This is a genomic window from Tahibacter amnicola (assembly GCF_025398735.1).
Taxonomy (GTDB): Bacteria; Pseudomonadota; Gammaproteobacteria; order Xanthomonadales; family Rhodanobacteraceae; genus Tahibacter; species Tahibacter amnicola.
In genome coordinates this window covers 4,169,096-4,194,826 of the sequence record NZ_CP104694.1, presented here as the reverse complement: position 1 = coordinate 4,194,826, position 25,731 = coordinate 4,169,096, and the positions used below count along the sequence as shown (strand labels likewise).

Sequence of the window (25,731 nt, the reverse complement as noted above, 5' to 3'; positions counted from 1 at the left end):
GATCCGGCGTAAGAATCTAGATGAGATATATGCAATAACCGATTGTAAAATCAGTTATTTTAATCGGTGGCGGGTGCAGCCGGTACGCTTCATCGACGGGGGCTGGACGGGTTGCCGCCAATCGCAGGCGGAGCGCCTCCGATCCCGCGGCAGGTGGAACGCTGAAATGCGTGGGGGCGTCCGCGGTCGCATCGGCCGGATGGCAGTGCTGGTGACAGCGGGCGGGGTCATCGCCTTCGTCGCTGTCGTGGCAGGCCGGTTGCGGCGCGGCCATCGCTTCCGCTTGCTGGAGCGGGCAGACATAGGACGCCATTGCCAATTGCTGGAAGAACAGACCCAGCAAGGCAACCAGTGCGAGCCAGCGGCAGCGACGGAGCCTCTTCACGGGCCGAGTGTACGGCCGATTGCCGCAACGCTGGTGCCGCACAGGTTCCTTCGTTCGGCACCGGCAGGTGAATTTACATTAGATATATTGTTTATGTATTTGATTGTACGTAGAAAATTGGCATTGCATGAAAATGAGGTGAATTGCCGCATGGCCACTCGATGACGCACTTGGCCTTCGCGGGTGCGGCAGGACGATTGCCACAGGGGCTTTCTGCCTGGGCGTTCAAAGCCGGGCTCGCTGGCGGCTTGCAACCGTGCCGACAGCCCCAAGGACTGGAGTAACGCCAAGGACTTGCGCGGTGTACTTGCAGGAGCTTGGAATACTTGCAGTGCGTTCGCGCGGAGCGGATTATTCCGAAATGCGGAAAGCGTGTTATTTACACTTCGTACTATTTGGCTATTGATCGTCGTTTGTTGGAGACAAACGGCAGTTTGAATCGCCGTAATCGACGTAGACTCTCGCCTTCAACGCCGGGGTCTGCTCCCTCTCACAGCGGGCCGGGCGCTCTCGGGCGACAAGGTTGACTGCTCCATGATATGCTGCTCCGCTCGCTATAGTTTGCCGGTATCCCACTGATGACGCGCTATTTTCTCGATTTTGAGCAGCCGATCGCGGAGCTCGAGGCGAAGATCCAGGAACTGAGCCATTCCAGCGACCGCCAGGCATTCAACATCGGCCAGGATCTGGTTCAGCTCAAGCGAAAGCTCAAGCGCAAGACGCACGACGTCTTCCGCAACCTGACGTCGTGGCAGACTGTCCAGATCGCCCGCCATCCGGCGCGGCCGCAAACTCCGGATTACATCCAGCGCATGTGCGACGAGTTCCACGAACTCGCCGGTGACCGCGCGTTCGCGGACGACCAGGCCATCATCGGCGGTCTGGCGCGCATCGGTGGCCGCCCGTGCGTGGTGATCGGCCATCAGAAAGGCCGCGACACCAAAACCCGCGTGCGTTGCAACTTCGGCATGCCGCGGCCCGAGGGCTACCGCAAGGCCCTGCGCCTGATGCAGACGGCCGAACGCTTCCAGCTGCCGATCTTCACCTTCATCGATACGCCGGGTGCGCACGCCGGCGTCAGCGCCGAGGCGCGCGGCCAGTCCGAGGCGATCGCGCGGAATTTGCTGGAAATGGCGCAATTGCGCGTTCCGGTAATTTGCACGGTCATCGGCGAAGGCGGCTCGGGTGGTGCGCTGGCGATCGGTGTCGGCGATTGCACCGTGTTGCTGCAGTACTCGATCTATTCCGTGATCGCCCCGGAGTCGTGCTCATCGATCCTCTGGAAGAGCGCCGATCGTGCCAAGGACGCCGCGGAAGCGCTGGGTCTGACGGCACCGAACCTGTTGCGCCTGGGCCTGATTGACAAGATCGTCCGCGAACCCTTTGGTGGCGCCCACCGCGATCCGGACAACATGGCGGCCCGTCTGAAGGCGGTCCTGTTGAACGAGCTGGACCGGCTCCAGCGCGAAAGCCCGCAGACCTTGCTGGAACGGCGCTATGAGCGCATTCGCCGTTACGGCAACTATATGGAAACCGGAAACATGCGCCTGGCCCAGGCGGCCAGCGTCTAGTGGCCTGTCACCCTCGAATCGGAAGTGACTGACTCGTTCTGGCCGCGCAGGACTTGCTTCTCATTCGGGCTGTAGCGCGGCTACAGCCCTCACGCCGAAGCGGGCGCCCAGCACGACCCACCCTTCGCCGGTCACTCGCGATTCTTCGTCTACAGGCCACTCGTTCACCGCCATTGCTTCCAGACGAGCGGCCCGCACGGGCCGTTCGTCGTTTTGGCGCCCGGACAGGTTTGATCAGCTGCGGAGCAGCCAGCGGACCAGCCCGACGCCGGTCAGGGTTGCCAGCAATGACATCCCGACATGCGCGGTGATGATGGCGCAGACCCACCGGTATTCGGCGCGCAGCAACAATGCCGAGGTTTCGGCCGAGAACGCGGAAAAGGTGGTAAGGCCACCCAGGAATCCGGTGGTCAGAGCCAGCCGCACTGCGGCGGGCAAGGTGTCGAACTGGACCACGAAACCCATGATCAGGCCGGTCAGCAGCCCGCCCAGGGTGTTGGCGGCGAGCGTTCCCAGAGGCAGGGTCGGGAAAACCGGGTTGAGCGCAAGGTTCAGCGCCCAGCGCAGCAGGGCGCCGAGGCCGGCTCCGGCAAAAATGCCGGCCACTGAAAGTGCATTCATGGAATCACCTCGCGAAACAGCCCCGGTGCCGATGCGTTCCGCGAGTAACCGCGGCCGGGGAGGCCATAGTACCGCCGGCTTGAGGTGACGATCAGCCCGCCGCGGCCTCTTGCTCGGGATCTGGCTTCATGGCGGTGCGAATATTGGCCAGGCGGTTGATCAGGTCGAACCAGAACGGTGCACCGACGCAGATCGCCAGAGCCGTCACCAGCCAGCCCGGCAGCAGCTTGCCGATGATCACCAGCCATCCCCACCAGCCGCTGCCGTCATCCGGTGGCGTGACCGAATGCCATCCGATGGGCAGCCCCAGGCTCGCGGCGTAGCTAAGACGGCGGTCGATCCCTTCGCGCAGCTCCTTCTCGCACTGTTCCGCGAGCGCTTCCTGTTCGTCCGGGTCGGTCGATGCCGTACCGGGCGTGCGATCCGAACCGGTGTCGGACGCATTGTCGGCATCACCGGTGGCGCTGCAGCTGAGCTGGTAGCCGGGTGGCGCGTCGACGTTCATGTCCGCCAGCGCCTGCGTAACGATGCGTGTCCGCAGGGCGCTGTCCTGGGACAGCACGCGGACGATGTGGAAGGTGTCGACGTTGAATGTCACGGCGAAGACAAAGCCGGTTGCCAGCAGAATCCATTGCACATGACGCCGGTACCAGCTCGACATGCGCTCGGTGTTGTCGTTGAAGAATTGCACCAGCGCATCACGCTGCACTTCCAGCGTGGCGTTGACGCCCTGCTCCTGCGGTCGCGCGTAGAGACGCAGCGCCAGGGCCAGTACCTGGGCAAAGCGCGACTGCAGGGCCTTGGCCGTGTCGTCCGCGACGTTTCCGGGCAGGGCCTGCGCGAGTTCGATCACTGCGCCGGCGAAACGGACGGCGGGAATGTAGGAGGGCAGTTCGCCATGGGCGACGCGGATCCGCTTGCCGGCCTTCTCGACATCGCCAATATAGAGCGCCGCGACGGGGGCCGATTCATAAAATGCCTTGACCAGGTCGCTGACGTCCCTGATCGCGTTGCCGTCGCCGTCACGGGTGCGGGCGAGCTTGAAGATTTCCTCGATGCCGTTGAGCAGAAATCGCGCACGGCGACGCGCCATGGTTTCGACCAGCTCGACCGCGGACGAAGCAACGGTACTGAAGATCAGATACACGACCGACAGGCCGATCAGTATGTCGATAAGCTGGATCATCATGAGGTCGGTTCCTGGGACGTATCCGGCGGCGCGTCCGCGCGACCGATCCAAAGTTCGAAGTGATAGGGACGGGCAGTGCCGCGAAACCGTGTGAAATCCGACGGCTCGCCCGGAAGAGTCAGTGCGGCAGCCTGGGCACCCTCGCCTCGGCAGCCGGGCAGGGCCTGGCGCAGATCCGAAAGAAGGTCGCCGGCGGCGTCGCTTTCCTGTGCCTGGACGAAGCGCAGCTGCGTCGTCGTCGGCGAGCGTTTTCCGACGACTTCGACATCCGGAACGATGTAGCCGCGCTGCCGCAGCGCGGCTTGCAGGCAGCGAATGGACGCGTCCGGCGTGGCGGGAATCTGGATGTACACGCGCATCCGGCGTTCGGCGACGCCGGGGCGCCGCGTGGCGACCGCGCCGGGATCTGTTGCCTCGACGGCGGGTGCTGAAGCTGCACCGGCCGAGGCGCCGCCATTGCGCCTGCCCGAAGCAGGCCATGCCAGTGGGCCGACGAAGCGCTTCTCCGCGCTGGCGAGGTGGTCCAGGCCGGTCTTTTTCCAGTCGATACCCCACGGCGGGGCTGGTGAGCCGGCCGTGCTGACTGCGATGGGACTGCCGCTGCATTCGTCGCGCGCGTCCGTCAGTTGGGTCACCAGCGGCAGGCGGTCGCGGCGTGCCATGCGCCGTGCGATCGCGGACGAGGGTTTCTGCAGGCGATCGAGCAGGGATGCGGTCTGTGACGCGCAGGCGCAGGCCAGCGGCAGGGGCGCCGCGGGGGTCATGGCGGACGCGTCGGCCCCTAACGTCGCAACGATCACGCCCGTGGCAAAGCGCCCATAGCTGCCGCCGTCGACGAAATCCAGTTCGCGTTCTATCTCGCCACACAGCGCGTCAAGGCGGGCAGCGCCCGCCGATTGCAGCTGCAGCCAGGATTCCCGCAGCCGGGCGTGCAGCTCGATGGCCTGGCTGCGGTCGCGCTCATTGGCGGCAATCAGGGCGGCCTGCTCCCGCTCGGCCTCCTGGCGGCTCTGCGAAAGCCGATCCTGGTACTGGGAATACAAGGACGTCGCCATGGGCAGGGCGACGCCCATCGCGACAGCCATCCGGCTCTTCCCGCTCATCGTACGTCGGCGTGAATCCATGGCTCTGCCTTTTGCCGGATCGAAATACGGGGGCGCACAGCCGGTCGCAGGCCGCGACGGTGCAGCGCGGGCAGCGCGGGACGTTGCGGAGGCATGGCGCAACCTGACGCCACCGTCGACAAATGCCCGAATGTTTGATGGGCGTCAATATTCTTCTTTGCACAAGGCGCAAGATGCGCACAGGGCGATGACGCCAGCGCACTTTTCCAGCGATCAACGCGAGTTCCGGCAGCCGTCCTGCGGTGCCGTGCCACGGCGCGGCCAGCATCCCGCATCGGCACTGCCGCCCGCGTTGCGGAGGTGGTGTCATGCCGCTGCATTCCCGTCACGCGTTTGCCGACCGAGCGGAAGCCGCGCGCCTGCTGGCCAGCGCCCTTGGAGCTTTTCAGGGGCGCCATCCGCTCGTGCTGGCCATTCCGCGCGGCGGCGTGCCGATCGGCCGCATCGTTGCCGACCACCTCGGTGGTGACCTTGACGTCGTGCTGGTGCGCAAGCTCGGGGCGCCGCACAACCCGGAGTTTGCGATCGGCGCGGTGGACGAGCACGGCGGCGTGCAGTTGAACGAGGACACGGGCGTGGCGCTGGCGAGTCCGGAGTACCTGGCGCGCGAGATCGAGCAGCAGATGACGGTGATCCGCGCGCGCCGCCGCGAATATCGGCCGGGTGTGCCGCCGCTGTCATTGGCGGGGCGTTGCGTCATCGTCGTTGACGATGGATTGGCGACCGGCGCCACCATGGCCGCAGCGCTTCGCATGGCGCGCAAGCAGAAACCCTCGCGCCTGGTCTGCGCCGTGCCGGTGGCGGCTCCGGACAGCCTTGCGGCCATCGCGCGGCTGGCGGACGAGGTGGTGTGCCTGCGGTCGCCGGATGAGTTCTACGCGGTCGGGCAGTTTTACGACGATTTCTCGGCGGTCGACGATGCGACGGTGATGGGCATCCTGGCTCAGTCCGCCGTGACGTCGGATGACCCGGATCACGACAATGTCTCGCGCAGCATCGCGGTCGAGGTGGATGGCGTCACGCTGCAGGGCGACCTGGACATCCCGGCGCACGCGATCGGCCTGGTGATTTTCGCCCACGGCAGCGGCAGCGGCCGGCACAGTCCGCGCAACCGTTTCGTGTCGGCCCTGCTTAACCGCGAAGGGCTGGCGACCTTGCTGCTGGACCTGCTGACCGAGGCTGAAGACAAACGGCGTTCCGCCCGTTTTGATATTGCAACGCTGGGGCGGCGTCTGGGTGCGGCAATGACCTGGGCCGGCCATGACGGGGAAGTGGCGCATCTTCCGATCGGCCTGTTTGGCGCCAGTACCGGGGCGGCCGCAGCGCTGGTGCTGGCCGCGGAGCGCCCCGGCCGCGTCGCCGCCGTGGTGTCGCGTGGCGGCCGCGTGGACCTTGCCGGCAGCCTTGCCCTGGCGCGCGTGGTGGCACCTACATTGCTCATTGCCGGTAGTGCCGACACCGAGGTGCTGGCGCTCAACCGCGCCGCATTGACCTACCTCGCGGGCCCGCAGGACCTGACGATCGTCCCCGGTGCCGGCCATCTGTTCGAAGAGCCCGGCGCCCTGGACCGGGTTGCCCACCTCGCCGCTGCCTGGTTCGGCCGATGGCTGGCGGAGACATCCGTCGATGATGACGTCACGCCACGCCGCGTGCGGCGATCGCCGGGCCGGCTGTCGGTCCGGCACTGACGCCGGCCGGCGCGCCTGTGGGAAGAACGCAGCCGGGCGACGCAGGCGCAGGCGCGAAAGGGAGGCGTACACTCACCCGACGCGCGGCAGCGCCGCCGGGCCCCGCCTGTGTCCGGCAGCGCCGTTACTACCCGGACAGACCTGCACACACGGGACGGAGGCGCCGGTATGCGGCCGACAGCGGCTCACACTTCCTCGCGCCAGTGGCTGGCCGAAGGGCCCGCGGCGGTCCGTGCCATGCCGTCCGGCCAGCAGGTGCTGGCGCTGTGCGAAGCGTTGGGTCTGGAGCGTAGGCGTGTACGGCGCCGGCAGTATGTGTTCCGCAGCGGACAGCCGCTCCATGCCCTGTTCCTGGTTCACTGCGGCCTGTTCAAGACCGTCGTCGTGAACGAAGACGGGTGCGAGTCCATCACGGGTTTTGCCGAGCGCGGCGACTTGCTGGGGGCGGACGGTCTTTCCGGCGCCAGCTACGGCTGCGACGCGCAGGCGCTGGACATGTCGTATCTCTGGGAGTTGCCGGCTGACCGTTTCGATACCGTCGAGGCGCAGTTGCCGGGGTTCTGGCAGCGGATGGCGGTGCTGATGGCTGGGCAGATTCAGCACGACAACCGCTGGCGGCTGCAGCTGGGCCATTACAACGCCGAGCAGCGCGTCGCCGCATTCCTGCTGGAACTGTCCGAGTGCCAGCGAGCCCAGGGCTGCAGCGCCGATACCCTGCTGTTGCGCATGACGCGCGCGGATATCGGGAACTATCTGGCACTGCAGCTGGAAACGGTGACGCGTGTGCTGTCCCGTCTGCATGCGCTGGGCCTCATCCAGGTGGCGCGCCGGAATGTGCGGTTGGCGGAACCGGACGCGCTACGCATGCTGTTGCGCATCCCCCGCGCATGGCACTGACCATCAGCGGTGCGATGCCACGTCATCGGGGACGGCAACGCCGAGTTCGGCGGCCAGGGCCACGGCCGCACGTCGGCGGGCCGATGACTCGGCGTGTGCCTGGAGCATCACCGGAAGCGCGTGGGCAAGATGGCGGCTGGCGCTCGCCGGATCGGTGGTGGCCAGGTGTTCGGCCAGCAGGACCTCGACATCGGCGACGAGCGGATGGGCTGAACCGTACGCACTCGTCAGCCGGTCCCGCGCGGTTTCGTAGGACGACTGCAGGGTGCGAGGCTCGTGCCCGAGCGATTTCGCCAGGCTGGCGCGGAGGAGGGCGACGTCGGCGAGAACGCGAGCCTGATCAAGCCGCGCACCGTGGTCGACCAGGCGCTCGGCAGCGTCCAGCTCGGCAGCTGCTTCCGCGTGCCGTCCCTGGTGCAGCAGCATCTGCGCCAGGGCAGCGTGACACTGGCTTGCACGCAGCGATCCGGCGACAAAGCTGGCCAGGATGACCGTACAGCCCCGTTGCAGCAGGTGCGCGCCTTCGGGATCCGGTCCCAGGCTGAGCAGGTGGTGCCCGAGGGCATAGCGGTTGATCGCCAGCGCCACCCCTTCGGGCAGCGATCGCTCGGCACTGGCCAGTGCGTCTCGCAGATGCCGCGTTGCCTTGGCGACATCGCCGCGATCGGCGTGTGCTCCCGCCACGTTGATGGAGTCGGCAGCCCAATGCGGTCCGCCCGTGCCGTTCTCCAGGGTCAGGAGGGCTTTGAGTGCCGCGTCATACAGGCCGGCCGATTCGGCCCAGCGACCCTGGTAATGCTTCACCATGGCCAGGTGGTACTGGGCGGAATGCCGGTGGTACGCCGCATCGCCCGAAAGCGGGCGGTCACCAGACAGCAGTGACGCGAAGAATTGCCCGGCCGGCTGCAGGTCACCGCGCATGGCGTAGGCGCTGTGCAGCTGGATGCGCTCATCCAGCGTATTCGGCGCGTCGGCGCCGAAGATGGCTTCCATGCGATCCACAATGTCGTGCAGTTGCTTTTGCGCCGCGTCGACGTACGACAGCGACATCGACAGGTGCGCGCGGTTGCGCAGGGCATCGAGATGCTCGGTGCCTTCCAGTCCGGAAAGGGCGCGGCTGAGCGCGACGGCCTGCTCGGTGTACCGACTGGCCTCGGCATAGCGACCAAGGGTGACGAGCAGCAGGTTGAGCGTGTTGAGCGCGCGGACGTGGTCCTGAGGTTGGCCCCCTTCGTCCACCAGTGCGGCGGCCTCGTTGGCCAGCGCGCGGGTGCGGGCAAATTCCCCGTCGAAGTGGAGCACATAGGCCAGCTGTGCCAGCGATTGGGCCAACAGCAGGCGGGATTCGGGGCCTCCTTCGCGGCGCAGGGCGACGGCTTTCTCCAGAGCGCCGCGGGCATCTGCGAAACGCCCGGCCTGGACATAGGCGGCGCCGAGGCTGTGCAGGAGTCCCGACATGACGACCGGCCGTGTCGCCGCGTGCCGCTCGGCCCGCGCCGGGGCTTCCGCGAGCACGTCCTTGGCTGGGCCGGTCGTCTGGCGGGCCGCTTCGCTGAACAGTTCGACGAAGAAACGGCTGGTTTCGTAGCTCGACCGGGCCTCGCGCCAGGCGAAGTCGCGTTCGAGGGCGACGCGGTGCGCTGACACGGCGGCGATGACCGCGAGCAGTGCAGCGACACCGACACCGGCGCCCAGCGGCAGCCAGTGGCGGGCGACGAAATATTCCAGCCGCCGGCGCAGTGACCAGGGCCGGGCCTGGACCGGATGTCCCTTGAGCGCGCGACGAAGATCCGCCGCAAACTCGGTGACGGAGGCGTAACGCGCGTCAGCGCGGGGTGCCGTCGCCTTGTCTGCCACGGCCGCCAGGTTCCGTTCGAGAAGTCGTGGCAATCGCTGCGTGGGTGGCCCCGCGTCGACGGCCGGCAGGTGGGTTAGCTTCTGCAGCAGCCGGCCGAGCTGGAAGATGTCGGTCGCGGTTGTCGCCAGCTCGCCGCGAATCTGCTCAGGGCTGGCGTAGCTGGGCGTGAATGCGACGGGTGAGTTTGCTTCCACCTGGTCCAGCCGAGCGGCGATGCCGAAATCAAGGATGCGCGGCATGGCATTGGCATCGACCAGGATATTGGCCGGCTTGATGTCCCGGTGCACGATCAGCCGGCTGTGGGCGTACTGCACGGCATCGCAGATGATCAGCAACATCTCCAGCCGCGCGCGCCAGGCTGCCTGAGTGGATTGCGCCCAGGCGTCCAGCGGCTGGCCTTCGATGTATTCGATTGCCAGCCACACATCCCCGCTGGGCAAGGCACCGGCGTCAAACAGTCGTGCGATCGCGTGATGACTGAGCAGGGCCAGGTGGTCGCGCTCGCCCAGCACGTTCGCCGCGGCGCTGGCGCCAATGACCTTGAGGGCGACGGTCTGCTGGTAGATGCCGTCACAGCGCTCGGCACGATAGACCACGCTCGATCCGCCGCAACCGATCTCGTCCACGACCCGGTATTTGTCGACCACGGTTCCCGGTTCAAGCCGATGCCGGTGCCGCGCCTCGCTCATCAGCGAGGCGAAGAGCGGTCCGGCCAGCGCGCCGCCCGGCACCAGGAACGAGATATCAGTGGGCATACCCGGCTTTTACGGTAGCGCAGCTGGCGAGGTCCAGGCCGGTTTGTGCCGGCGGTCGAAATTTGCCGGTGTCCGCTCAGCGGCCCCTGGCGGCGGAGGGGTCGAGTTTGTACCCGACGCCGTAGACCGACTCGAGCGGATCGTCGCCACCGCTCACGTCGCTGATCTTGCGACGCAGGTTCTTGATATGGCTGTCAATGGTGCGGTCGCTGACGGCCCGGTCATCCACGTAGATGGCATCCAGGAGTTGCGCCCGCGACAGCACGCGCCCGGGGTGCTGGCCCAGGGCGCGCAGCAGACGGAACTCGACCGGCGTCAGGTCCAGCATCACCCCGCGCCAATGCGCCTCGAAACGCGATTCGTCCAGACTCAGCACGCTGTCGGGCTTGGCGTCGCGCCATTCCAGCACGCGCCGGAGCAGGGCGCGGACGCGTGCGACCACCTCGCGCGGCAGAAAGGGTTTGCAGATGTAGTCGTCGGCACCCATCTCCAGGCCGAGCAGGCGGTCAATCTCCTCGACCCGGGCGGTGATCATGATCAGGGGCACGCTGGAGAACGCGCGAATCTCGCGGCACACCGTGAAGCCGTCGCGGTCGGGAAGGTTGAGATCCAGCAGCACCAGGGCTGGCGAATTGCGGCGTACCCAGTCCGCAGCACCGCCGCCTTCGGCCAGCACGCTCACGTCGTAGCTCTCGGCCGCGAGCGTTTCGGCCAGCAGGGCCGCGAGGCTGGGTTCGTCTTCGATGATCAGCACGCGACGCGTCGGTTCGCGCGTTGGTGGGGCGGCCGTTGCTTTCACGCAGTGATCTCCCTGTGGTGCGGTGGCGCTGCCTGCTTTTGCGTCCGGACGCGGACCGAGTCAAGAGCCGGCAGGAATCTGCACATTTGTCGGTGCACCGGCTGCGAAGGGCGCCGGTGGGGGGCGGAATGTACGCGATCCGGCGGAAGTGACCTTCCTTAATTTCTCCACGATTGTCATCCACCATCCCCAATGACACGATGCTGGGCGGCCAATCGCCGCCAGACTGGAATTCAATGCCGGATCGTTCGCCACTGCCAAGCTTGTCGCCCGGCCGGGGTCCGACCCGGAATGTTACCGGTTGGCAGCGGCAATTCTGGCGTTCGCTGGTGCGGGCCTTGCCCTGGTTGCTGGCGGTCGGCCTGGCCTGTGCGACGGTCGGCGTCAGCGCCGACGGCACCGATGATCGCCGCCTGCGCGCCGGCGCCCGCCTGTTCCGATCCCTGATGGCCGCCGATGTCAGCCTTGAACGCAAGGCGGCCGAGGGCCGCCTGACCGTGCTGGTATACCTGGCCGACATGCAGCGCAAGGCCGAAGTGGAGGCCGTGCTCAGCAATTCCGGCGCACCGGACGCCGCGCGGATCCGCGACATGCCCGTGGAAATGGTCGTCAGCAGCGACCTGCCGACCGGCACGGCAACGCCGCCTGCCGCCGTATTCCTGGCGACGCGCCTGAAATCGGCGGATGTGCAGGCCCTGGTGGACTGGAGCATCGCCCATCACGTCATCGTCTACTCGCCCTTCGAAGGGGATGTGGAGCGCGGTATTCCAGCCGGCCTTGCCGTCGAGGCCAAGGTGCAGCCCTTCCTCAACCTCACGACACTGGAGGCCGCCGGCATCGAGCTGAAACCCTTCTTTGTGCAGGTGGCGAAGGTGCATCGATGAGCGCGCGGACGAACGGAATGCCTCGCCGCATCCCGGTCGTCATCGGGGTGGCCTTCCTGCTGCTGGCGGTCATCCTGGAAGGGGCACTGGTCGCCTACTGGAACCTGCTGCTGCAACCGCGACTGCACCTGGCGGCGACCGAGCAGGCGCAGGTGCTGGCCCAATCCCAGTCCGGGCTTCTGGCCGATGCACTCGCGCGAGGCGACGCGGCCGACCGGCAGCGTCGCGTGGCTGAGGCCCTGGACCAACTGTTCCTCCTGCGCGACGGCCAGACCGGCGAAGCCTTCTTTGCGGGGATCGGACTGGAGCTGGACTACGACGTCATCGACGCCGCCAGGGGCAGCCTCGACCGCAGCCTGGAACGTCCGCCAGAAGACGCCTTTCGCGCGGATATCGCCTTGTATCACCCCAGTTCCGCGGAGCTGCTGGGCGTGGCGCATTTCGCGGTAAGTCCGGCGTTGTTCCGCTCGTTCACCACCGACGTGCGCCGGCAGCTGTATGCCCAGGGAGCGTTCGTGGCCGTGCTGCTGGCCGTGCTCGGGGCGGTGCTTTCCTGGGTCACGGCAATGCTCGAGCGCCAGCGCGAGCGCAGCCGCCAGGCGGAGCAGGCGCTGGCCGAGCACGAGCAGAAGTTCCGCCGCCTGCTGGACCAGCTCGACACCTACTTTGTATATGGCCGCGATGGCACGGGCCGCCTCACGTCCGTCAGTGATTCCGTGCGGAGGGTGCTCGGTTTTGATCCGCAAACCTTTGCCGCCCGGGAAGAGTCACTCCTCACCGATGCCGCGGTGAACCGGCAGGCGCGCGAACGCATGGCTGCCGGTCCCGCCCGCGGTGCGCGCAGCCTGGAAATCGAAGTGCGCGACGCGGATGACGAGGTGCACCGGATCGAGCTATCAGAAGTGCCCTTGCACGATGCGGATGGGAATGTCGTCGGCACCGACGGTATTGCCCGGGACGTGACCGCGCAGCGTCGCTTCGAGCGCGAGCTGGAAGACGCCAAGGAACAGGCCGAGTCGGCCAACCGGGCCAAGAGCCAGTTCCTGGCCAATATGAGTCACGAGATACGCACGCCGATGAACGCCGTGATCGGCATGGCGACGCTGCTCGGAAAGACCATCCTCGATCCGCGCCAGCGCGGCCTGCTCGGCCAGCTGCAGTCGTCCGCGCGCCTGCTGTTGGGAATCATCGACGACGTGCTGGATTTGTCCCGCATCGAAGCCGGCAGGCTCGACCTGACGAGTGATGCGTTCAACCTGGACCAGATCGTCACCGACCTGTCGGCCCTGGTCGGCGAGCGCGCGCGGGACAAGCACCTGGAAGTGCTGTTCTCCATCGCGCCGGAAGTACCCCGCAGCCTGATCGGCGATTCCCTTCGCCTGCAGCAGGTGCTCATCAACCTGGTCACCAACGCTATCAAGTTCACCCCGCGCGGCGAAGTGATCGTGGACATCGGCTGCGCGCCGAGCCAGGAACGGGCCCGGGCGCTGCTGCGCTGCTCGGTGCACGACAGCGGACCGGGAATCGCCCGCGAAGACCTGGGCCGGCTGTTCCAGCCGTTCTCGCAGCTGGATGCCTCGGACACGCGAAAGCATGGCGGAGCGGGGCTGGGACTGGCCATCTGCAAACGTCTGGTCGAGGCGATGGGTGGCCAGATGGGCTGTGACAGCGAGCGGGGGCGCGGCAGCACCTTCTGGTTTGAAGTGCCGCTGGAAGTGGCGGATGCGAAGGCACCAGCCATTGCCCACAGCGACGCGCCGGTCGGTCTGCGTGCCCTGGTGGTGGACGACAATGCGACCACGCGGGAAGTCTTCGGCACCATGCTCGAGGCGTTGCGCTTCGATGTCTCGCTGGCCGAATCGGCCGAGACCGCCCTCGCGCGGATGAGCAGTGCCGATCCGCCCTTCGACCTCCTGCTGCTGGACTGGAAACTGCCCGGAATGGATGGCCTGGCCGCCGTCGCGGAAATCAACCGTCGCGGCTTGCCGCGGCCGGGCGTGGTGATGGCCACTGCGTACGGCGATACCACGTTGATGCAGGCGGCGGAGCGCGCCGGCGTGGATGTTTTCCTGCACAAACCCATCAGCCCCTCCACGCTGCACGACGCCGCGCTCCAGGCGCTGGGCACCGCCGGTGGCTTGCGCATGAGTGCCTCCGGCGAGGCGCCGGGCGCGACGTATCGTTTTCCACAGGGCGGCCGCGTGCTGCTCGTGGAAGACAACCCGATCAATCGCCAGGTCGCGCAGGAGCTGCTGCGCGATGCAGGACTCGCCGTCGACTGCGCCGGCAACGGCCTGGAGGCCTTGCAACGGCTTGAGCTTTCCCCGTATGACGTCGTGTTGATGGACGTGCAGATGCCCGAGATGGACGGCATGGAAACCACACGACGACTCAAGCGCGACGCGCGGCTTGCCACGATTCCCGTCATTGCGCTGACGGCCCACGCGCTGGCCAGCGACCGTAAGCGATTCCTCGACGCCGGCATGGATGACTATCTCTCCAAGCCAATCGAAGAGTCGCGTCTCCTGCGCACGCTGGCGCGCTGGTTGCCGCACGAGATGTCAGTCGCCTCCGCGGCACGCCCGGCAGACGATGCGGCACCGCTGACGGCCGTGGCCGGCGTCGACCTGGCGGCGGCGCTGGACAGGGTCAATGGCAAGCGCGACCTGCTCTGGCGGCTGCTGGCAGATTTTCGTGCGCGCCACGCCGACACCGCCGACAAGATCGGCCAGGCGCTGGCCCAGGGGCATCTCACCGTCGCACAGGACCTGGCGCACACGGTAAAGGGCGCCGCGGCCACCCTGTGTGCGCAGCGGGTGGCGTCGGCGGCGGCCAGCGTGGAAGCGGCGCTGCGTCACGCCACCCCCAGTGAATCCTCGCTGCGCGAACTGGGCAGCGCGCTGGCCGAGCTGGCTGCTGCCACCTTGCCGGGACCGGAGCAGGCCGCACCGATATCCACCGGCGATATGGCGACGACCGCGCTGCTCTGGCAGCAGCTCGCCGGCGAGCTGGAGGGCAGCAGCCTGGAGGCGGGCACCACGCTCGCGCGGCTGCTGCAGCACCTCGATGCGGCCGAGCGCGTGCAGCTGGCGCCGCTGCAGTCTGCCATCGATCAACTCGATTACGCCGCCGCGCTGCGCGCGTGGAAATCCGTGGCGCCCGCCGGAGTCGGGTCGTGAATCCGGGCAGCGTTCCGCGAGTCCTCATCGTCGACGACGAACCGGCGAATGTGCGGGTGCTGGCGGAAGCGCTGCAGGGGGCTTACGACCTGCGTTTTGCGACCGACGGCGAGCGTGCTCTTGGTCTTGCCATGGCGTTGCCGGCCGACCTGATCCTGCTTGATGTCGTGATGCCGGGGCTGGATGGCTTTGAGCTGCTGCGCCGGCTCAAGGCGCAGCCGGCCACGCGCGATGTGCCCGTCATCTTCGTCACCGCGCTCAGCGAAGTCGGCGAGGAGGAGCGCGGTTTTGCCGCTGGCGCGGTCGACTACATTACCAAGCCGATCAGCCCGCCCATCGTGCGGGCGCGGGTGCGCACGCACCTGGAGCTCAAGCGGCAGCGCGATCTGCTGGAACAACGCGCGCTGATCGACGGGCTGACGGGCATCGCCAACCGTCGCCGGTTCGACGAGGAGTGGGCGCGGCGCGCCGCCGCGGCCTTCGAACAGCGCCTGCCAGTGGGCGTGCTCCTGGTCGATATCGATCACTTCAAGCAATACAACGACCACTACGGCCATGGACCGGGCGACGACTGCCTGCGCCGGGTGGCGACGGCCCTGCAGGAATCCTGTCAGCGCGCGGGCGACCTGGCCGCCCGCTACGGCGGCGAGGAATTTGTCATCGTCCGTGCAGCCGGCAGCACCGGTGAGATGGATAGCCATGCCAGCCAGCTGCTGCAGGCCGTGCGGCGGCTTGACCTGCCGCACGTGAAATCCAGCACCGGACCGCGGGTCAGCATCAGCATTGGCGCGGTCGAGCGCGTCCCTGACCTGGGCGATGGCCGCGACCTCTTGGAAAACGCCGATCGATTGCTGTATGAAGCCAAGCGCAGGGGGCGCAATCGGTGCGTCCTGGCGGGGGCCGACATCACGGCAACCCGGGTACTGCAGGGGGAGGAGACACCATGATCCGGCGCTGCATACTCTGCAGTGGTGTGGTCGTGGCCGCGTCCGCGTTGGCGCAGAGCCCGACTGGCACCGAGGAAACCACTGACGAGGCCGAGCGCGAGGCCCTGCTGCAGCTGTTGGCCGAAGAAACCGAAGTGGCCACCCGCACGCGCGAGAATGCGGACTTCGTGCCCGGCATTGTGAGCGTGTTGACCGCGGATCAGGCCCGGGCCCTCGGCGCGCGTTCCGTCCTGGATGCGATAGCCCTGCTGCCGGGCATCGAGGTCAATCGCGATCCGAACGGTTATGCCACGCTGCGTGTGCGTGGCATTGACGCCTTTTTCAATTCGGGCAATGTGAAAGTCCTGGTCGACGGGATGGACACCTCCTATACCGTCGCCGCGCAGAATTCCTCCGCCATGCTGATGCCGCTGGCGCTGGTCAACCGGATCGAAGTGATTCGTGGGCCCGGCTCGGTTGTCTTTGGCGATTTCGCGCTGAACGGCCTGGTCAACATCGTCACGCACCAGGACCGGAACGGCGCCTTTGCCGGATTCGGGGCCGGTGGCGAACGCCTGGGCGGCGCGACGCTGTCTGCCAAAGGCGCGTGGGAATGGCAATTGAATGTCGGTCGCGAAACGAGCGATCGCTACGATGTTCCGGCGAGCACGCCGGCCGACGAAGACCGGACCTACGCCGACGTTCGCGTGGTGCACGGCGGCCTCACCATCAAGGCGGCCAGCATTGCGCGCAATCACCAGCGCCTTGTACCGGGCCAGGGCGCCAATCCGGCGACGGTGCGCGATGTGGACGAACACATCAAGGCGTTCGACGCGCGCTACGACTGGCGCTTCGGCAACGACAACCGCGTTGGCGTCTGGACGCGATACTCCGACGCGCACTACGCCGCCGCGCCTGCCGGATTCATCGGCGACCGCCGGCAGGTCGGCTCCGACGTGAATTGGCAGTGGGGGCGCCATCGCTTCCTCGCCGAAGTCGCTGCCGGCACCCTGGATATCGACCGGGCGAACCTGCCACCGGCACCGCCGCCGCCGCCGAATGCACCGCCGATGCCGACCAACCGGCCAGCCCGTGTGAGCGACAGCCTGACCTCGCACTCGGTACTGGTACAGGACCAATTCGACGCCAACGAGCGCCTCAGCCTGACCGCGGGCCTGCGCTACGACGTGTTCTCCAACGTGACATCGCGCGTGACGCCGCGGTTGGCGGCGGTCTGGCGGGCCGGCAGCAACGACACGCTCAAGGCGCAATACGGTGAGGGCTTCCGCACGCCGGTCGGCGTGGAGCTCTATGACTCGGGCCAGCGCAACACCCGGCTGGACTTCGAAACCGTCCACACCAGCGAGCTGGCGTGGATTCACCGCAGCCACGACAGCGTTTACCGCGCCACGCTCTACCACCAGGTGGTGGACGATGTGCTCGGCCCGGCCGGGCCGCCCGGTGCCGGCTTCCGCAATGCCGGCCAGGTGCGTTCCCGCGGCGTCGAGCTGGAGGCCAATGTCCGCCTGACCGACCACCTGCGGCTCAACGGCAACGTCTCCAAGATCTACACGCGTCGGCAAGTGCCTTCGCCGGCAAACATCAATCCGACGCCGGGACGCGCATTCGGTACGCCCGAGATCCTGGCCAACCTGGGCTTGATTGCGCAGCCGAATGACCAATGGACACTGGGCGCGAACTGGCACCGGGTCGGCGCGCGCAGCCTTTCGCCGGCGTCGAGCGCGCGCGGCTACAGCGCGCTGAACCTGTCTGCCGAACATGCTTTTTCGCGGGTGCCGGGCTTGAGCCTGCGCCTGGCCGTGCGCAATGCGACAGACGCCGACATCACGTATGTCGTCAATCGGGCGCCGCCACAAACACCGCTGGTGCTCGACTACGGATACCGCATCTGGTCTGTCGAACTGGCCTGGCGGCGCTAGCGCTGTACGCCGCCGGCGCTACATACGCCGGCGGCTGACTGTCACGCTGCCGAATCGGCAGGTGCAGCTGTTTTCCCGTGCAGCACCCGATACAGCGCCGGCAGCACCAGCAGGGTGAGCAGGGTGGAGGACACGATGCCGCCGATCACCACCGTGGCGAGCGGACGCTGAACCTCCGAGCCCGCGCCGACATTGAGTGCCATCGGCAGGAAGCCGAGCGAGGCCACCAGAGCGGTCATCAGGACAGGACGCAGACGGCCGAGTGCGCCGTCGACGACCGCCGCATCGAGTGAAACGCCCTGGTCCCTCAACGCGCGGATCGAGGCGATCATCACCAATCCGTTGAGCACGGCCACACCCGACAGTGCGATGAAGCCAATACCGGCGGAGATGGACAGCGGGATATCGCGCAGCACCAGGGCTACCACGCCACCGGTCAGGGCCAGCGGCACGCTGGAGGCGACAATGACCGTGTCTTTGGCGGAACCGAACGCCCAGAACAACAGCGCGACGATGATCGCGAGCGTCACCGGAACGACCACCGACAGCCGCTGGCTGGCAGAGATCAACTGCTGGAACGTGCCGCCATAGTCGACCCAGTAGCCCGGCGGTACCTCGACTTCGGCGTCGATCTGTTGCCGCAGCTGGGCGACGAATCCCCCCAGGTCGCGTCCACGCACATTCGCTGTGACGACCACGCGGCGCTTGCCGCTTTCGCGATTGATCTGGTTGGGGCCCTGGGTGGTTTCAATCGTCGCGACCTCCCGCAGCGGTACTGTCTGCGGTGCGCCCGACATCCACGCCGCGGCGCGACTGGATTCGTCGAGATTCTCACTGCCGCCCAGGGGAATGGGCATGTCCGCCAGCGCGGCGGGGCTCTGGCGCAGCTGTTCGGGCAGCCGCACGACGATGTCGAACCGGCGGTCGCCCTCGAAGTACTGTCCCGCCACTTCTCCGCCGATCGCCGTGGCGACGGTGTCCTGGACCGCACTGGGATTCAGGCCGTAGCGCGACAGCGCCTGCCGGTCAGGTGTCACCGTCAGCATTGGCAGGCCGGTGGCCTGCTCCAGTGCCACGTCGGCAGCGCCCGGGACTGTCCGGGCCACGGCTTCGATGCGGCGACCCACGGCCACCAGGGTGTCGACGTCGTCACCGTAGAGCTTGATGGCAACGTCGGCGCGCACGCCCGAGATCAGTTCGTTCATGCGCATCTGGATCGGCTGGGTGAATTCGTAGTTATTGCCTGGCAGTTGCTTCACCGAGGTTTCGATTTCGGCAACCAGGGTTGCCTTCGGCTTGCGCGGATCGGGCCACTGCTCACGTGGCTTGAGCATGATGAATGTGTCGGCGACCGAAGGCGGCATCGGATCCGTGGCGACTTCCGCGGTGCCCAGCTTGCCGAAAACGCGCTCCACTTCCGGGAACTGCTTGATACGGCGTTCAAGCGTCGCCTGCATGGTGATGGCCTGGTCAAGGCTGGTGCCGGGAATGCGCATGGCATGCAGCGCCACGTCGCCTTCGTCGAGGCTGGGAATGAACTCGGAACCCAGTCGCGTGGTGAGCGCACCGCACACGGCAACGAGAGCCAGCGCGGCCGCAATGACGCCGCCGCGCCGCCGGACCGACCAGGCCAGCGTCGGTGCGTAGTGGCGGCGCACCCATTGCACGACACGCGTTTCCTGTTCGTGGATGCGTCCGCGCAGGAACAGCGCCACGGCGGCCGGCACGAAGGTCAGGGACAGCACCATCGCACCGGTCAGTGCCAGTACCACGGTGACGGCCATGGGCTGGAACATCTTTCCCTCGACGCCGGTGAGGGCAAAGATCGGGACGTAGACGGCTGTAATGATCCCCAGGCCGAACAGGCTGGGCCGGATGACTTCGGCGGTCGCCGTCGCCGCGACGTCCAGGTGCTCCTCTTCGCGTAGCAGTCGACCGAGCTTGTGCTGCCGTTCGCCGAACCGGCGCAGGCAGTTTTCGATGATGATCACCGCGCCGTCGACGATCAGGCCGAAATCGAGCGCACCCAGGCTCATCAGATTGCCTGACACGCCGCCGCGTACCATTCCGGTCATGGTGAACAGCATCGCCAGAGGAATGACGGCCGCCGTGATCAGGGCCGCCCGGAAGTTGCCCAGCAGCACGAAAAGCACCGCGATCACCAGCAACGCGCCTTCGATGAGATTCTTCGCGACGGTTCCGATCGTGCGGTCGACGAGGGTGGTCCGGTCGTAGACGGGATTGGCCGAGACGCCGGGCGGAAGGCTCTTGCTGGCATCCGCCAGTCGCGCCGCCGTGGCCTGGGCGACCTCGCGGCTGTTGGCACCGATCAGCATGAAAACGGTACCCAGCACGACTTCGCGTCCGTCCAGCGTCGCCGCACCCGTTCGCAGTTCCGCGCCTTCACCAACTTCGGCCACGTCGCGCACCCGGATCGGCACGCCGTCGCGTCGATCCAGGATGATGTCCCGGATGGCGTCCAGATCGGGCACCTGGCCGGGCGTGCGGACGAGAAACTGCTGGCCGTTCCGCTCGATGTAGCCCGCGCCGATATTGCGGTTGTTGGCCGCCACGGCGTTGACCACGTCGTGAAGGGTGAATCCCAGTGCGACCAGGCGGGCCGGATCCGGCGTGATGTGGATCTGCCGCGCGAATCCACCGACGGTGTTGACCTCGGTGACGCCCGGGGTGCCGCGCAGCTGCGGCCGGATCACCCAGTCCTGCAAGGTGCGCAGATCCGTCGCGGTGTAGGGCGTGCCGTCCGGCTTGCGTGCGTCGGCGTGGGCATCGACGGTGTACATGAAGATCTCGCCCATGCCCGTGGCGATCGGCCCCATCTGCGGGTCCAGACCCGCGGGCAGTTTGGACTTCACCTGCTGCAATCGTTCGGCGACCTGCTGCCGCGCGAAATAGAGGTCCGTGCCGTCCTTGAACACGATCGTGACCTGCGACAGGCCATAGCGGGAGAGTGAACGCGTGTAGTCCAGCCGGGGCATGCCGGCCATGACGGTCTCGATCACGAAGGTCACCCGTTGCTCGGCCTCCAGCGGCGAATAACCTGGCGCCTCGGTGTTGACCTGGACCTGGACGTTGGTGATATCAGGGGTGGCGTCGATGGGCAGCCGGGTGAAGCTGAAGGAGCCGACGCCCACCAGCGCGAGTGTCAATGCCAGCATCAGCCAGCGCCGCGCGATGGCGAATCGAATGAGTTTTTCCAGCATCGCGGCGTCCTCAGTGATCGTGTGAAGCGCCGGACTTTTCGATGTCCGCCTTCACCAGATAACTTTGGGCGACCACTACCGCGTCGCCGGGGTTTATGCCCGAGAGCACCTCGACCTGCTGCGCGTCGCGCTTGCCCAGTTCCACCGGGCGCACCTCGTACGTGTCGCCCACCCGCACGAACACGACGTCCCAGTCGCGGAACGTCTGCAGCGCAGCCTGCGGTACCACGAGGCTGGCTGGCTGCTGTTCGACCGTGATGCGCGCCTTCACGGCCGAACCGGGGCGCCAGAGGCCATCGGCATTGGCGATCGTCGCGCGGGCCACGGTGCTCTGGCTGGCCGTGGCCGTTCCCGGCAACACGCGCTCCAGTGTGGTCCGGGTGACCTTTCCGTCGCTCAGGCGCGTCACCTCGACGGGAACACCCGCCTGGATGTGCTGTGCATCCGCACCGAACACGTGCAGGTCTACCCAGAGCGATGACAGGTCGGCCACCTCGAACAGCGGCGAGGATTCACTGGCGATGCTGCCCAGGGCCGCGTTGCGGGCGAGCACGACGCCGGCGATCGGCGAGTTCACCGAGTAGGCTGTCAGGCTCAGGTTGCTTTCGATCGACGCCAGCGGCTGACCGGCGCGGACCGTGTCTCCCACATTTGCGGTGAGTCGCAACACCGGCCCCGGAAAACGTGCCGTCACTTTGGCAACGCGGCCCTCGATCGGGGTCAGGAGACCTTGCACCTCGTGTTCGTCGTTGATCACGCCGGCGGCAGCCGGTGCAACGCGGATGCCGGCATCCTGCGCGATGGCGTCGGCGATCGTGGTGCGGCCTTCGTAGCTGGGATACGCCCAGCGCAGGGTGGCGTCACCCACTTTTGCAACAACTTCCACATCGAATGAATGCGGTTCGCCCACAACGCTTCCGGCCAGCAGGCTGCCGTCGGTCTGCGCGGCGAGCCGGTGGCTTTCCGCGACGCCGCCCAGCCGGGTCAGATTGACCGTGACGTCGCCGGCCGTTGGCGGCAGCGGCTTGCCGTTGCGATACAACCAGGACTGGAACTTGGGCGGCGTACCCTTTTCGGCGATGCCCAGCTCGACGGTGTAGCCATCCAGTTCCAGCAGACGACCACCGTGCTCGCCTTTGCGCACGGATTCGGCCTCCTCGTGGCCATGGTGCTCGTCGCCGTGTGCGTGCGAGTCCTGATCGGAAGAACCCGTGCAGGCGGCCAGGAAGAGGGCGCAGAGAACAGCAGGCGCCGGGATCAATGCACGCAGATTCATGGGGATTCACCGTGTGTCGTTGCGGGGCCCGCGACGAACGCCTGGCCGGTGAGACGCTGTATTTCGATCAGGGCGCGCAGCGCGTCGAAGGCGGTGTCGAGCTGCTGCTGACGCATCGCCGTGTGCTCGGATTGCAGTTGCGCCCATTCCATGTAACTGATGGCGCCTGCGGCGTACGCGCGTCCGGCTGCCGTTTCGGCACGCGCCAGGCGGGGCAGCACTTCCTCGCGCAGACGTCGGACCTCCTGTTGTGCCACGCGGTAGCGGCCATGGGCTTCGGTCAGCGTCGAGTACAGCGAGAGATCCTTCGCCTCGCGTTCGATCTCCAGCGCAGCCAGTTCCGACTCGGCGGCACGGATTTCCGCAGTTGCGCGGGGACGTGCCCCCAGTGGCAGAGACAGGCTGGCGACCAGGGCCGTGTCACGGCTGGCCTGCAGGCGCCGGGCGCCGACCTGCCACTCCAGGTCAGCGGTTCCCGCGGTTCGTGCCAGGTGCAGCCGTGCTTCGCGGATACGCCGCTCGTCGGCGAACTGAGCCAGTTCCGGCGTGTTTTCCAGCAACGCGGCCAACGTCGCCGCATCGTCCAGTTCTGGCAGGCGCAGCGGGTCCACCGCGGCGACGTCGAAGGCCGGCGCCTTCTCACCCCAGAGGGCGGCCAGATGCTGGCGTGCCGCGCGTTCCTGTTCGCCGGCACGATCGCGCGCCAGTTCGGCGCGCGCCAGCGCCGCCTCGGCAGTCAGCACGACCGACTCCGGTGACGCACCGGCCGCCAGCCGCCGGCGTGCGCCGGCAACCGCCCGCTGCCGCTGGTCGATGTCGAACGCGGCGATGTCGCGCTGGTGGCGCGCCGCATTCACCGCCAGGAAGCGTCGCGCCACCTCTGCAAGCAGATCCAGGCGGCGCGCTTCGCGTTCCAGTATCAGGGCGTCAATACGGCGCTGCGCCAGCGCGTGGCGTGCGTCCCGCTTGCCGCCACGTTCCAGCACCGAGGCCAGGGTGAGGGTGACTTCGGCGCCGCCCACGCCGGCGTACTCGCCCGTGCCGGGTGTGTTTTCGACCTGCGCACCGGCCACCAGCGGCGGGCGCAGGGACACACGGTCGCGTTCGGCGGCGAGCGACTCGGCCCGGCTGTCAATCAGGCGCAGGTCCGGGTGTTTCTCGACGACCCGGGCGATCGCGTCATCCAGGGTCAAGGGTTGTACAGCGTCAACAGGTTCGACGGCGGCGGCTGCCAAGGGCAGGGCAAACGCCGTGATCCACGCGGCCACGGCCGCGAAATGCACATGCATGGAGATACTCCGAGGGGTTCGGGAACTGGTCAGCAGGCCGGCACGCGAGCCGGCGTGAACTCAGGCCGAAATCGGAGGACGGAAAGGGGTTGCCGCGTGCGAGGCAGCTACTGGCGTTGGCGCCGCATCGACAGGGACGTGGGCAGGCCAGTGAAAGTCGGGCAGCGGCAGGTCGGCATTGTTCAGCCCGACGGTGTGGCCGCAGCAATGCGAATGATGGAGCAGCCCGTGAACGGGTCCGTCGTGATCTTCCGGCTCTTCGCCCCGCAGGGATGAGGCATCTTCGTCGTGATGGTCGTCGGCATGGCCATGGGGAGAAGCGGCGTGCGCCGTGAGCTCGTGGTACTCGCTCAGCGCATCCAGCACCGGCTGCACGACCAGGCCGATGGCGAACAACAGCACCAGTGCCAGGTGCAGTGTTCGGAGGAGTCGGCGATGGCAGGGGCGTGGAGGCATCGGAGAAGTGTATGCGAGGCCTGCGATCCGAGAAACCGCAGCGTGCGGCCCGGCTCGCCCGGCAGGTGATCAGGCCCTAGTCGTCGAACGTGACAAGCAAGGCCTGAAGGTCCACGGGAACCGGCATCGGCCGTATCGCCGAGACATTCGCACCACCGGTATTTCCCAGGGGAACCCATACCCGGGTGATCAGCACTGCGGCAATGAGCCGCATCACCTGACCCACGCCTTCGCGAAGATCCCGGTTGCGCCAGGCCCACTGCAGCATCGCCCAGTGCGAGGCCACGTGGGTGCCGGTTCGCGATTGTCCCAGCACGTGCGCGCGTTCCAGGTGCCGGAATGCGTCCTGGTGGCGCGCCTGCGCGATTGCCTGTCGTGCAGCGGCCAGTTCCGCCGCCACTGCGGCCTTGCGTCGTTGGCCTGCCGGCATGATCGACTCCGCCTGTTTCGAGGGGCGGAATGCTAGCGGACGTGGCGGGAATTTCCACCCTTCCACGCGCTACGAATAGCGTAGTCGCGGTGTTTCTACCGATGTTTACGCGATGGCGACGTTATAGTGTTGCAGAATTGCGCGTTTCCCAGCCCCGTACCGATCGTCAGCACCGCCCAGCGCTCGACCTCGCGCATGGCGGGCACCATGCTCAGTCCCTGCACCACGGCGTCGTTGTGAAGCACGACGACCGGCGCAAAGCCGTGTATGGCCGGCAGGGCCTTGTGAATTGCCGTCGGCAGGTGGAAACGGCTGGATTGCCAGTTTCCGGGAAGGTTGCCGGTGCCGCGCTCGATACTGCCGTCGAGTCGAATCCGGCCAGGGCAGCCGATGCCGACGAAGGGCGCCAGGCGTCGATGGCGACGTGCTGCCGTGCGGATCAGGCGCTTGAGCATGCCGATGGTTTCGTCCAGAACACTCTCGCGGGTGGCATCGTCGTCGCTGTGTCGCCACAGCAAGCTGGCGTCCACACTCGGGGATTCCGTGTTCTCCTCCCAGCACACGATGCCGCAGCGCACATTCGTGCCGCCGATGTCGATCGCCAGCAGCGCATCGAAATTGCCAAACATCCAGCGTGGCATCAGGTAGGCGGCGCCGACAAGCCCGGCTTCGTCCGGATCGTGGCGGATAGGCTCGAGCGCAATCGGCATTCCCGCATCGTGCAGCATCACCTGGGCCCGGCCGATGGCCAGCTCGCCGATACGCGATCCGCGGAATCCGCCGCCCACGACAATGTGGGTGACGCGCTTCCAGGCGCGGCGGTGAAAGACCCGGATCACCGTGACCAGGGCGCGGGCAAAGTCGTCAATGGCGGCCTGGATGATGCCTGCCGCGGCGGGGTCGCCGCGGCGCAGCACCTTGTCGAGGTTCTTCTTCGACAGCGATTCGGTCGGTGTATCTCCGAACGGATCGTCGCCGCGACGACGGACTGTCGCGCGCCAGGCGTCAATCCGCTCGAAAAAGACGCGGCGTGCCGCCTGATCACCGATGAACCGGCCCTTCTGCTGGAACGCGACGGTATAACTTTCCACCAGGACGTCCGGCAGGAGCGGCGCGCCGTGTCCTGGCAACGGCAGGCGCAGTGCGAGACGGCGTTCGACTTCCAATGGCAGGCGTGTGAGGGGCATCGACGACTCCGTGTCTTTTGGCCGAGGCTGGATGCATCGTGACGTGCCGGTCGCGA

The 25,731-nt window shown here is 67.0% G+C and carries 19 protein-coding genes; 7 read left to right on the top strand and 12 right to left on the bottom strand.

Features of this window, described 5'->3' with window-relative positions; all coding sequences use genetic code 11:
• Window positions 1-16 precede the first annotated feature (16 nt).
• Window positions 17-385: a hypothetical protein gene (locus N4264_RS16300; protein ID WP_261693297.1), complete on the bottom strand. Its 369-nt coding sequence runs from the start codon at window positions 383-385 to the stop codon at window positions 17-19.
• A gap of 578 nt (window positions 386-963) precedes the next feature.
• Between N4264_RS16300 and N4264_RS16295 the strand changes: the two genes are divergently transcribed.
• Entirely contained in the window at window positions 964-1,956 is a 993-nt protein-coding gene (locus tag N4264_RS16295; RefSeq protein ID WP_261693296.1) for an acetyl-CoA carboxylase carboxyltransferase subunit alpha, read from the top strand.
• A gap of 234 nt (window positions 1,957-2,190) precedes the next feature.
• On the opposite strand, the gene N4264_RS16290 is transcribed toward N4264_RS16295, so the two are convergent.
• The 3 genes from N4264_RS16290 to N4264_RS16280 form a co-directional block, all read right to left on the bottom strand.
• Complete coding sequence (locus N4264_RS16290) at window positions 2,191-2,577, bottom strand: CrcB family protein (protein ID WP_261693295.1); 387 nt, start codon at window positions 2,575-2,577, stop codon at window positions 2,191-2,193.
• Between the two features lie 91 nt (window positions 2,578-2,668).
• A complete protein-coding gene (locus N4264_RS16285; RefSeq protein WP_261693294.1) occupies window positions 2,669-3,766 on the bottom strand; it encodes a hypothetical protein in 1,098 nt (365 codons plus the stop codon).
• Complete coding sequence (locus N4264_RS16280; protein ID WP_261693293.1) at window positions 3,763-4,851, bottom strand: hypothetical protein; 1,089 nt, start codon at window positions 4,849-4,851, stop codon at window positions 3,763-3,765. Before N4264_RS16280 ends, N4264_RS16285 begins: the two co-directional genes overlap by 4 nt.
• Before the next feature lie 347 nt (window positions 4,852-5,198).
• Between N4264_RS16280 and N4264_RS16275 the strand changes: the two genes are divergently transcribed.
• Entirely contained in the window at window positions 5,199-6,578 is a 1,380-nt protein-coding gene (locus tag N4264_RS16275; protein ID WP_261693292.1) for a phosphoribosyltransferase family protein, read from the top strand.
• A 168-nt stretch (window positions 6,579-6,746) separates the two neighbouring features.
• Window positions 6,747-7,475 carry a helix-turn-helix domain-containing protein gene (locus tag N4264_RS16270; RefSeq protein ID WP_261693291.1) on the top strand — a complete coding sequence of 243 codons (729 nt, stop codon included), beginning with the start codon at window positions 6,747-6,749 and terminating at the stop codon, window positions 7,473-7,475.
• A 3-nt stretch (window positions 7,476-7,478) separates the two neighbouring features.
• On the opposite strand, the gene N4264_RS16265 is transcribed toward N4264_RS16270, so the two are convergent.
• Both N4264_RS16265 and N4264_RS16260 read right to left on the bottom strand, forming a co-directional pair.
• Window positions 7,479-10,088 carry a serine/threonine-protein kinase gene (locus tag N4264_RS16265; protein ID WP_261693290.1) on the bottom strand — a complete coding sequence of 870 codons (2,610 nt, stop codon included), beginning with the start codon at window positions 10,086-10,088 and terminating at the stop codon, window positions 7,479-7,481.
• A gap of 76 nt (window positions 10,089-10,164) precedes the next feature.
• On the bottom strand, window positions 10,165-10,887 hold the full coding sequence (locus tag N4264_RS16260; protein WP_261693289.1) for a response regulator: 723 nt from the start codon (window positions 10,885-10,887) through the stop codon (window positions 10,165-10,167).
• A 338-nt stretch (window positions 10,888-11,225) separates the two neighbouring features.
• Here N4264_RS16260 and N4264_RS16255 point away from each other — a divergent pair, with 338 nt between their 5' ends.
• Genes N4264_RS16255 through N4264_RS16240 form a run of 4 tightly spaced genes read left to right on the top strand, consistent with a single transcriptional unit; the run spans window position 11,226 to window position 17,816 of the window.
• On the top strand, window positions 11,226-11,771 hold the full coding sequence (locus N4264_RS16255; RefSeq protein ID WP_261693288.1) for a hypothetical protein: 546 nt from the start codon (window positions 11,226-11,228) through the stop codon (window positions 11,769-11,771).
• Window positions 11,772-11,788: 17 nt separating this feature from the next.
• Window positions 11,789-14,950 carry a hybrid sensor histidine kinase/response regulator gene (locus N4264_RS16250; protein WP_261693287.1) on the top strand — a complete coding sequence of 1,054 codons (3,162 nt, stop codon included), beginning with the start codon at window positions 11,789-11,791 and terminating at the stop codon, window positions 14,948-14,950.
• Window positions 14,947-15,897: a diguanylate cyclase gene (locus tag N4264_RS16245; protein WP_261693286.1), complete on the top strand. Its 951-nt coding sequence runs from the start codon at window positions 14,947-14,949 to the stop codon at window positions 15,895-15,897. The genes N4264_RS16250 and N4264_RS16245 overlap by 4 nt, the downstream gene beginning before the upstream one ends.
• On the top strand, window positions 15,894-17,816 hold the full coding sequence (locus N4264_RS16240) for a TonB-dependent receptor (RefSeq protein ID WP_261693285.1): 1,923 nt from the start codon (window positions 15,894-15,896) through the stop codon (window positions 17,814-17,816). Before N4264_RS16245 ends, N4264_RS16240 begins: the two co-directional genes overlap by 4 nt.
• A 41-nt stretch (window positions 17,817-17,857) precedes the next feature.
• Here the strand turns inward: N4264_RS16240 and N4264_RS16235 are convergent, their stop codons facing one another.
• From N4264_RS16235 to N4264_RS16210, 6 genes are all read right to left on the bottom strand, one after another.
• The gene (locus N4264_RS16235; RefSeq protein ID WP_261693284.1) at window positions 17,858-21,037 is read right to left on the bottom strand and encodes an efflux RND transporter permease subunit; all 3,180 of its coding nucleotides are present in this window, start codon (window positions 21,035-21,037) and stop codon (window positions 17,858-17,860) included.
• 10 nt (window positions 21,038-21,047) lie between these two features.
• Window positions 21,048-22,313 carry an efflux RND transporter periplasmic adaptor subunit gene (locus N4264_RS16230; protein WP_261693283.1) on the bottom strand — a complete coding sequence of 422 codons (1,266 nt, stop codon included), beginning with the start codon at window positions 22,311-22,313 and terminating at the stop codon, window positions 21,048-21,050.
• Window positions 22,310-23,602, bottom strand: a complete 1,293-nt coding sequence (locus N4264_RS16225; RefSeq protein WP_261693282.1) for a TolC family protein — start codon at window positions 23,600-23,602, stop codon at window positions 22,310-22,312. The genes N4264_RS16230 and N4264_RS16225 overlap by 4 nt, the downstream gene beginning before the upstream one ends.
• 60 nt (window positions 23,603-23,662) lie before the next feature.
• Window positions 23,663-24,058, bottom strand: a complete 396-nt coding sequence (locus N4264_RS16220; RefSeq protein WP_261693281.1) for a hypothetical protein — start codon at window positions 24,056-24,058, stop codon at window positions 23,663-23,665.
• Window positions 24,059-24,134: 76 nt separating this feature from the next.
• The gene (locus tag N4264_RS16215) at window positions 24,135-24,488 is read right to left on the bottom strand and encodes a DUF3703 domain-containing protein (RefSeq protein ID WP_261693280.1); all 354 of its coding nucleotides are present in this window, start codon (window positions 24,486-24,488) and stop codon (window positions 24,135-24,137) included.
• Between the two features lie 95 nt (window positions 24,489-24,583).
• Window positions 24,584-25,675: an ROK family protein gene (locus tag N4264_RS16210; RefSeq protein WP_261693279.1), complete on the bottom strand. Its 1,092-nt coding sequence runs from the start codon at window positions 25,673-25,675 to the stop codon at window positions 24,584-24,586.
• Window positions 25,676-25,731: the final 56 nt, after the last annotated feature.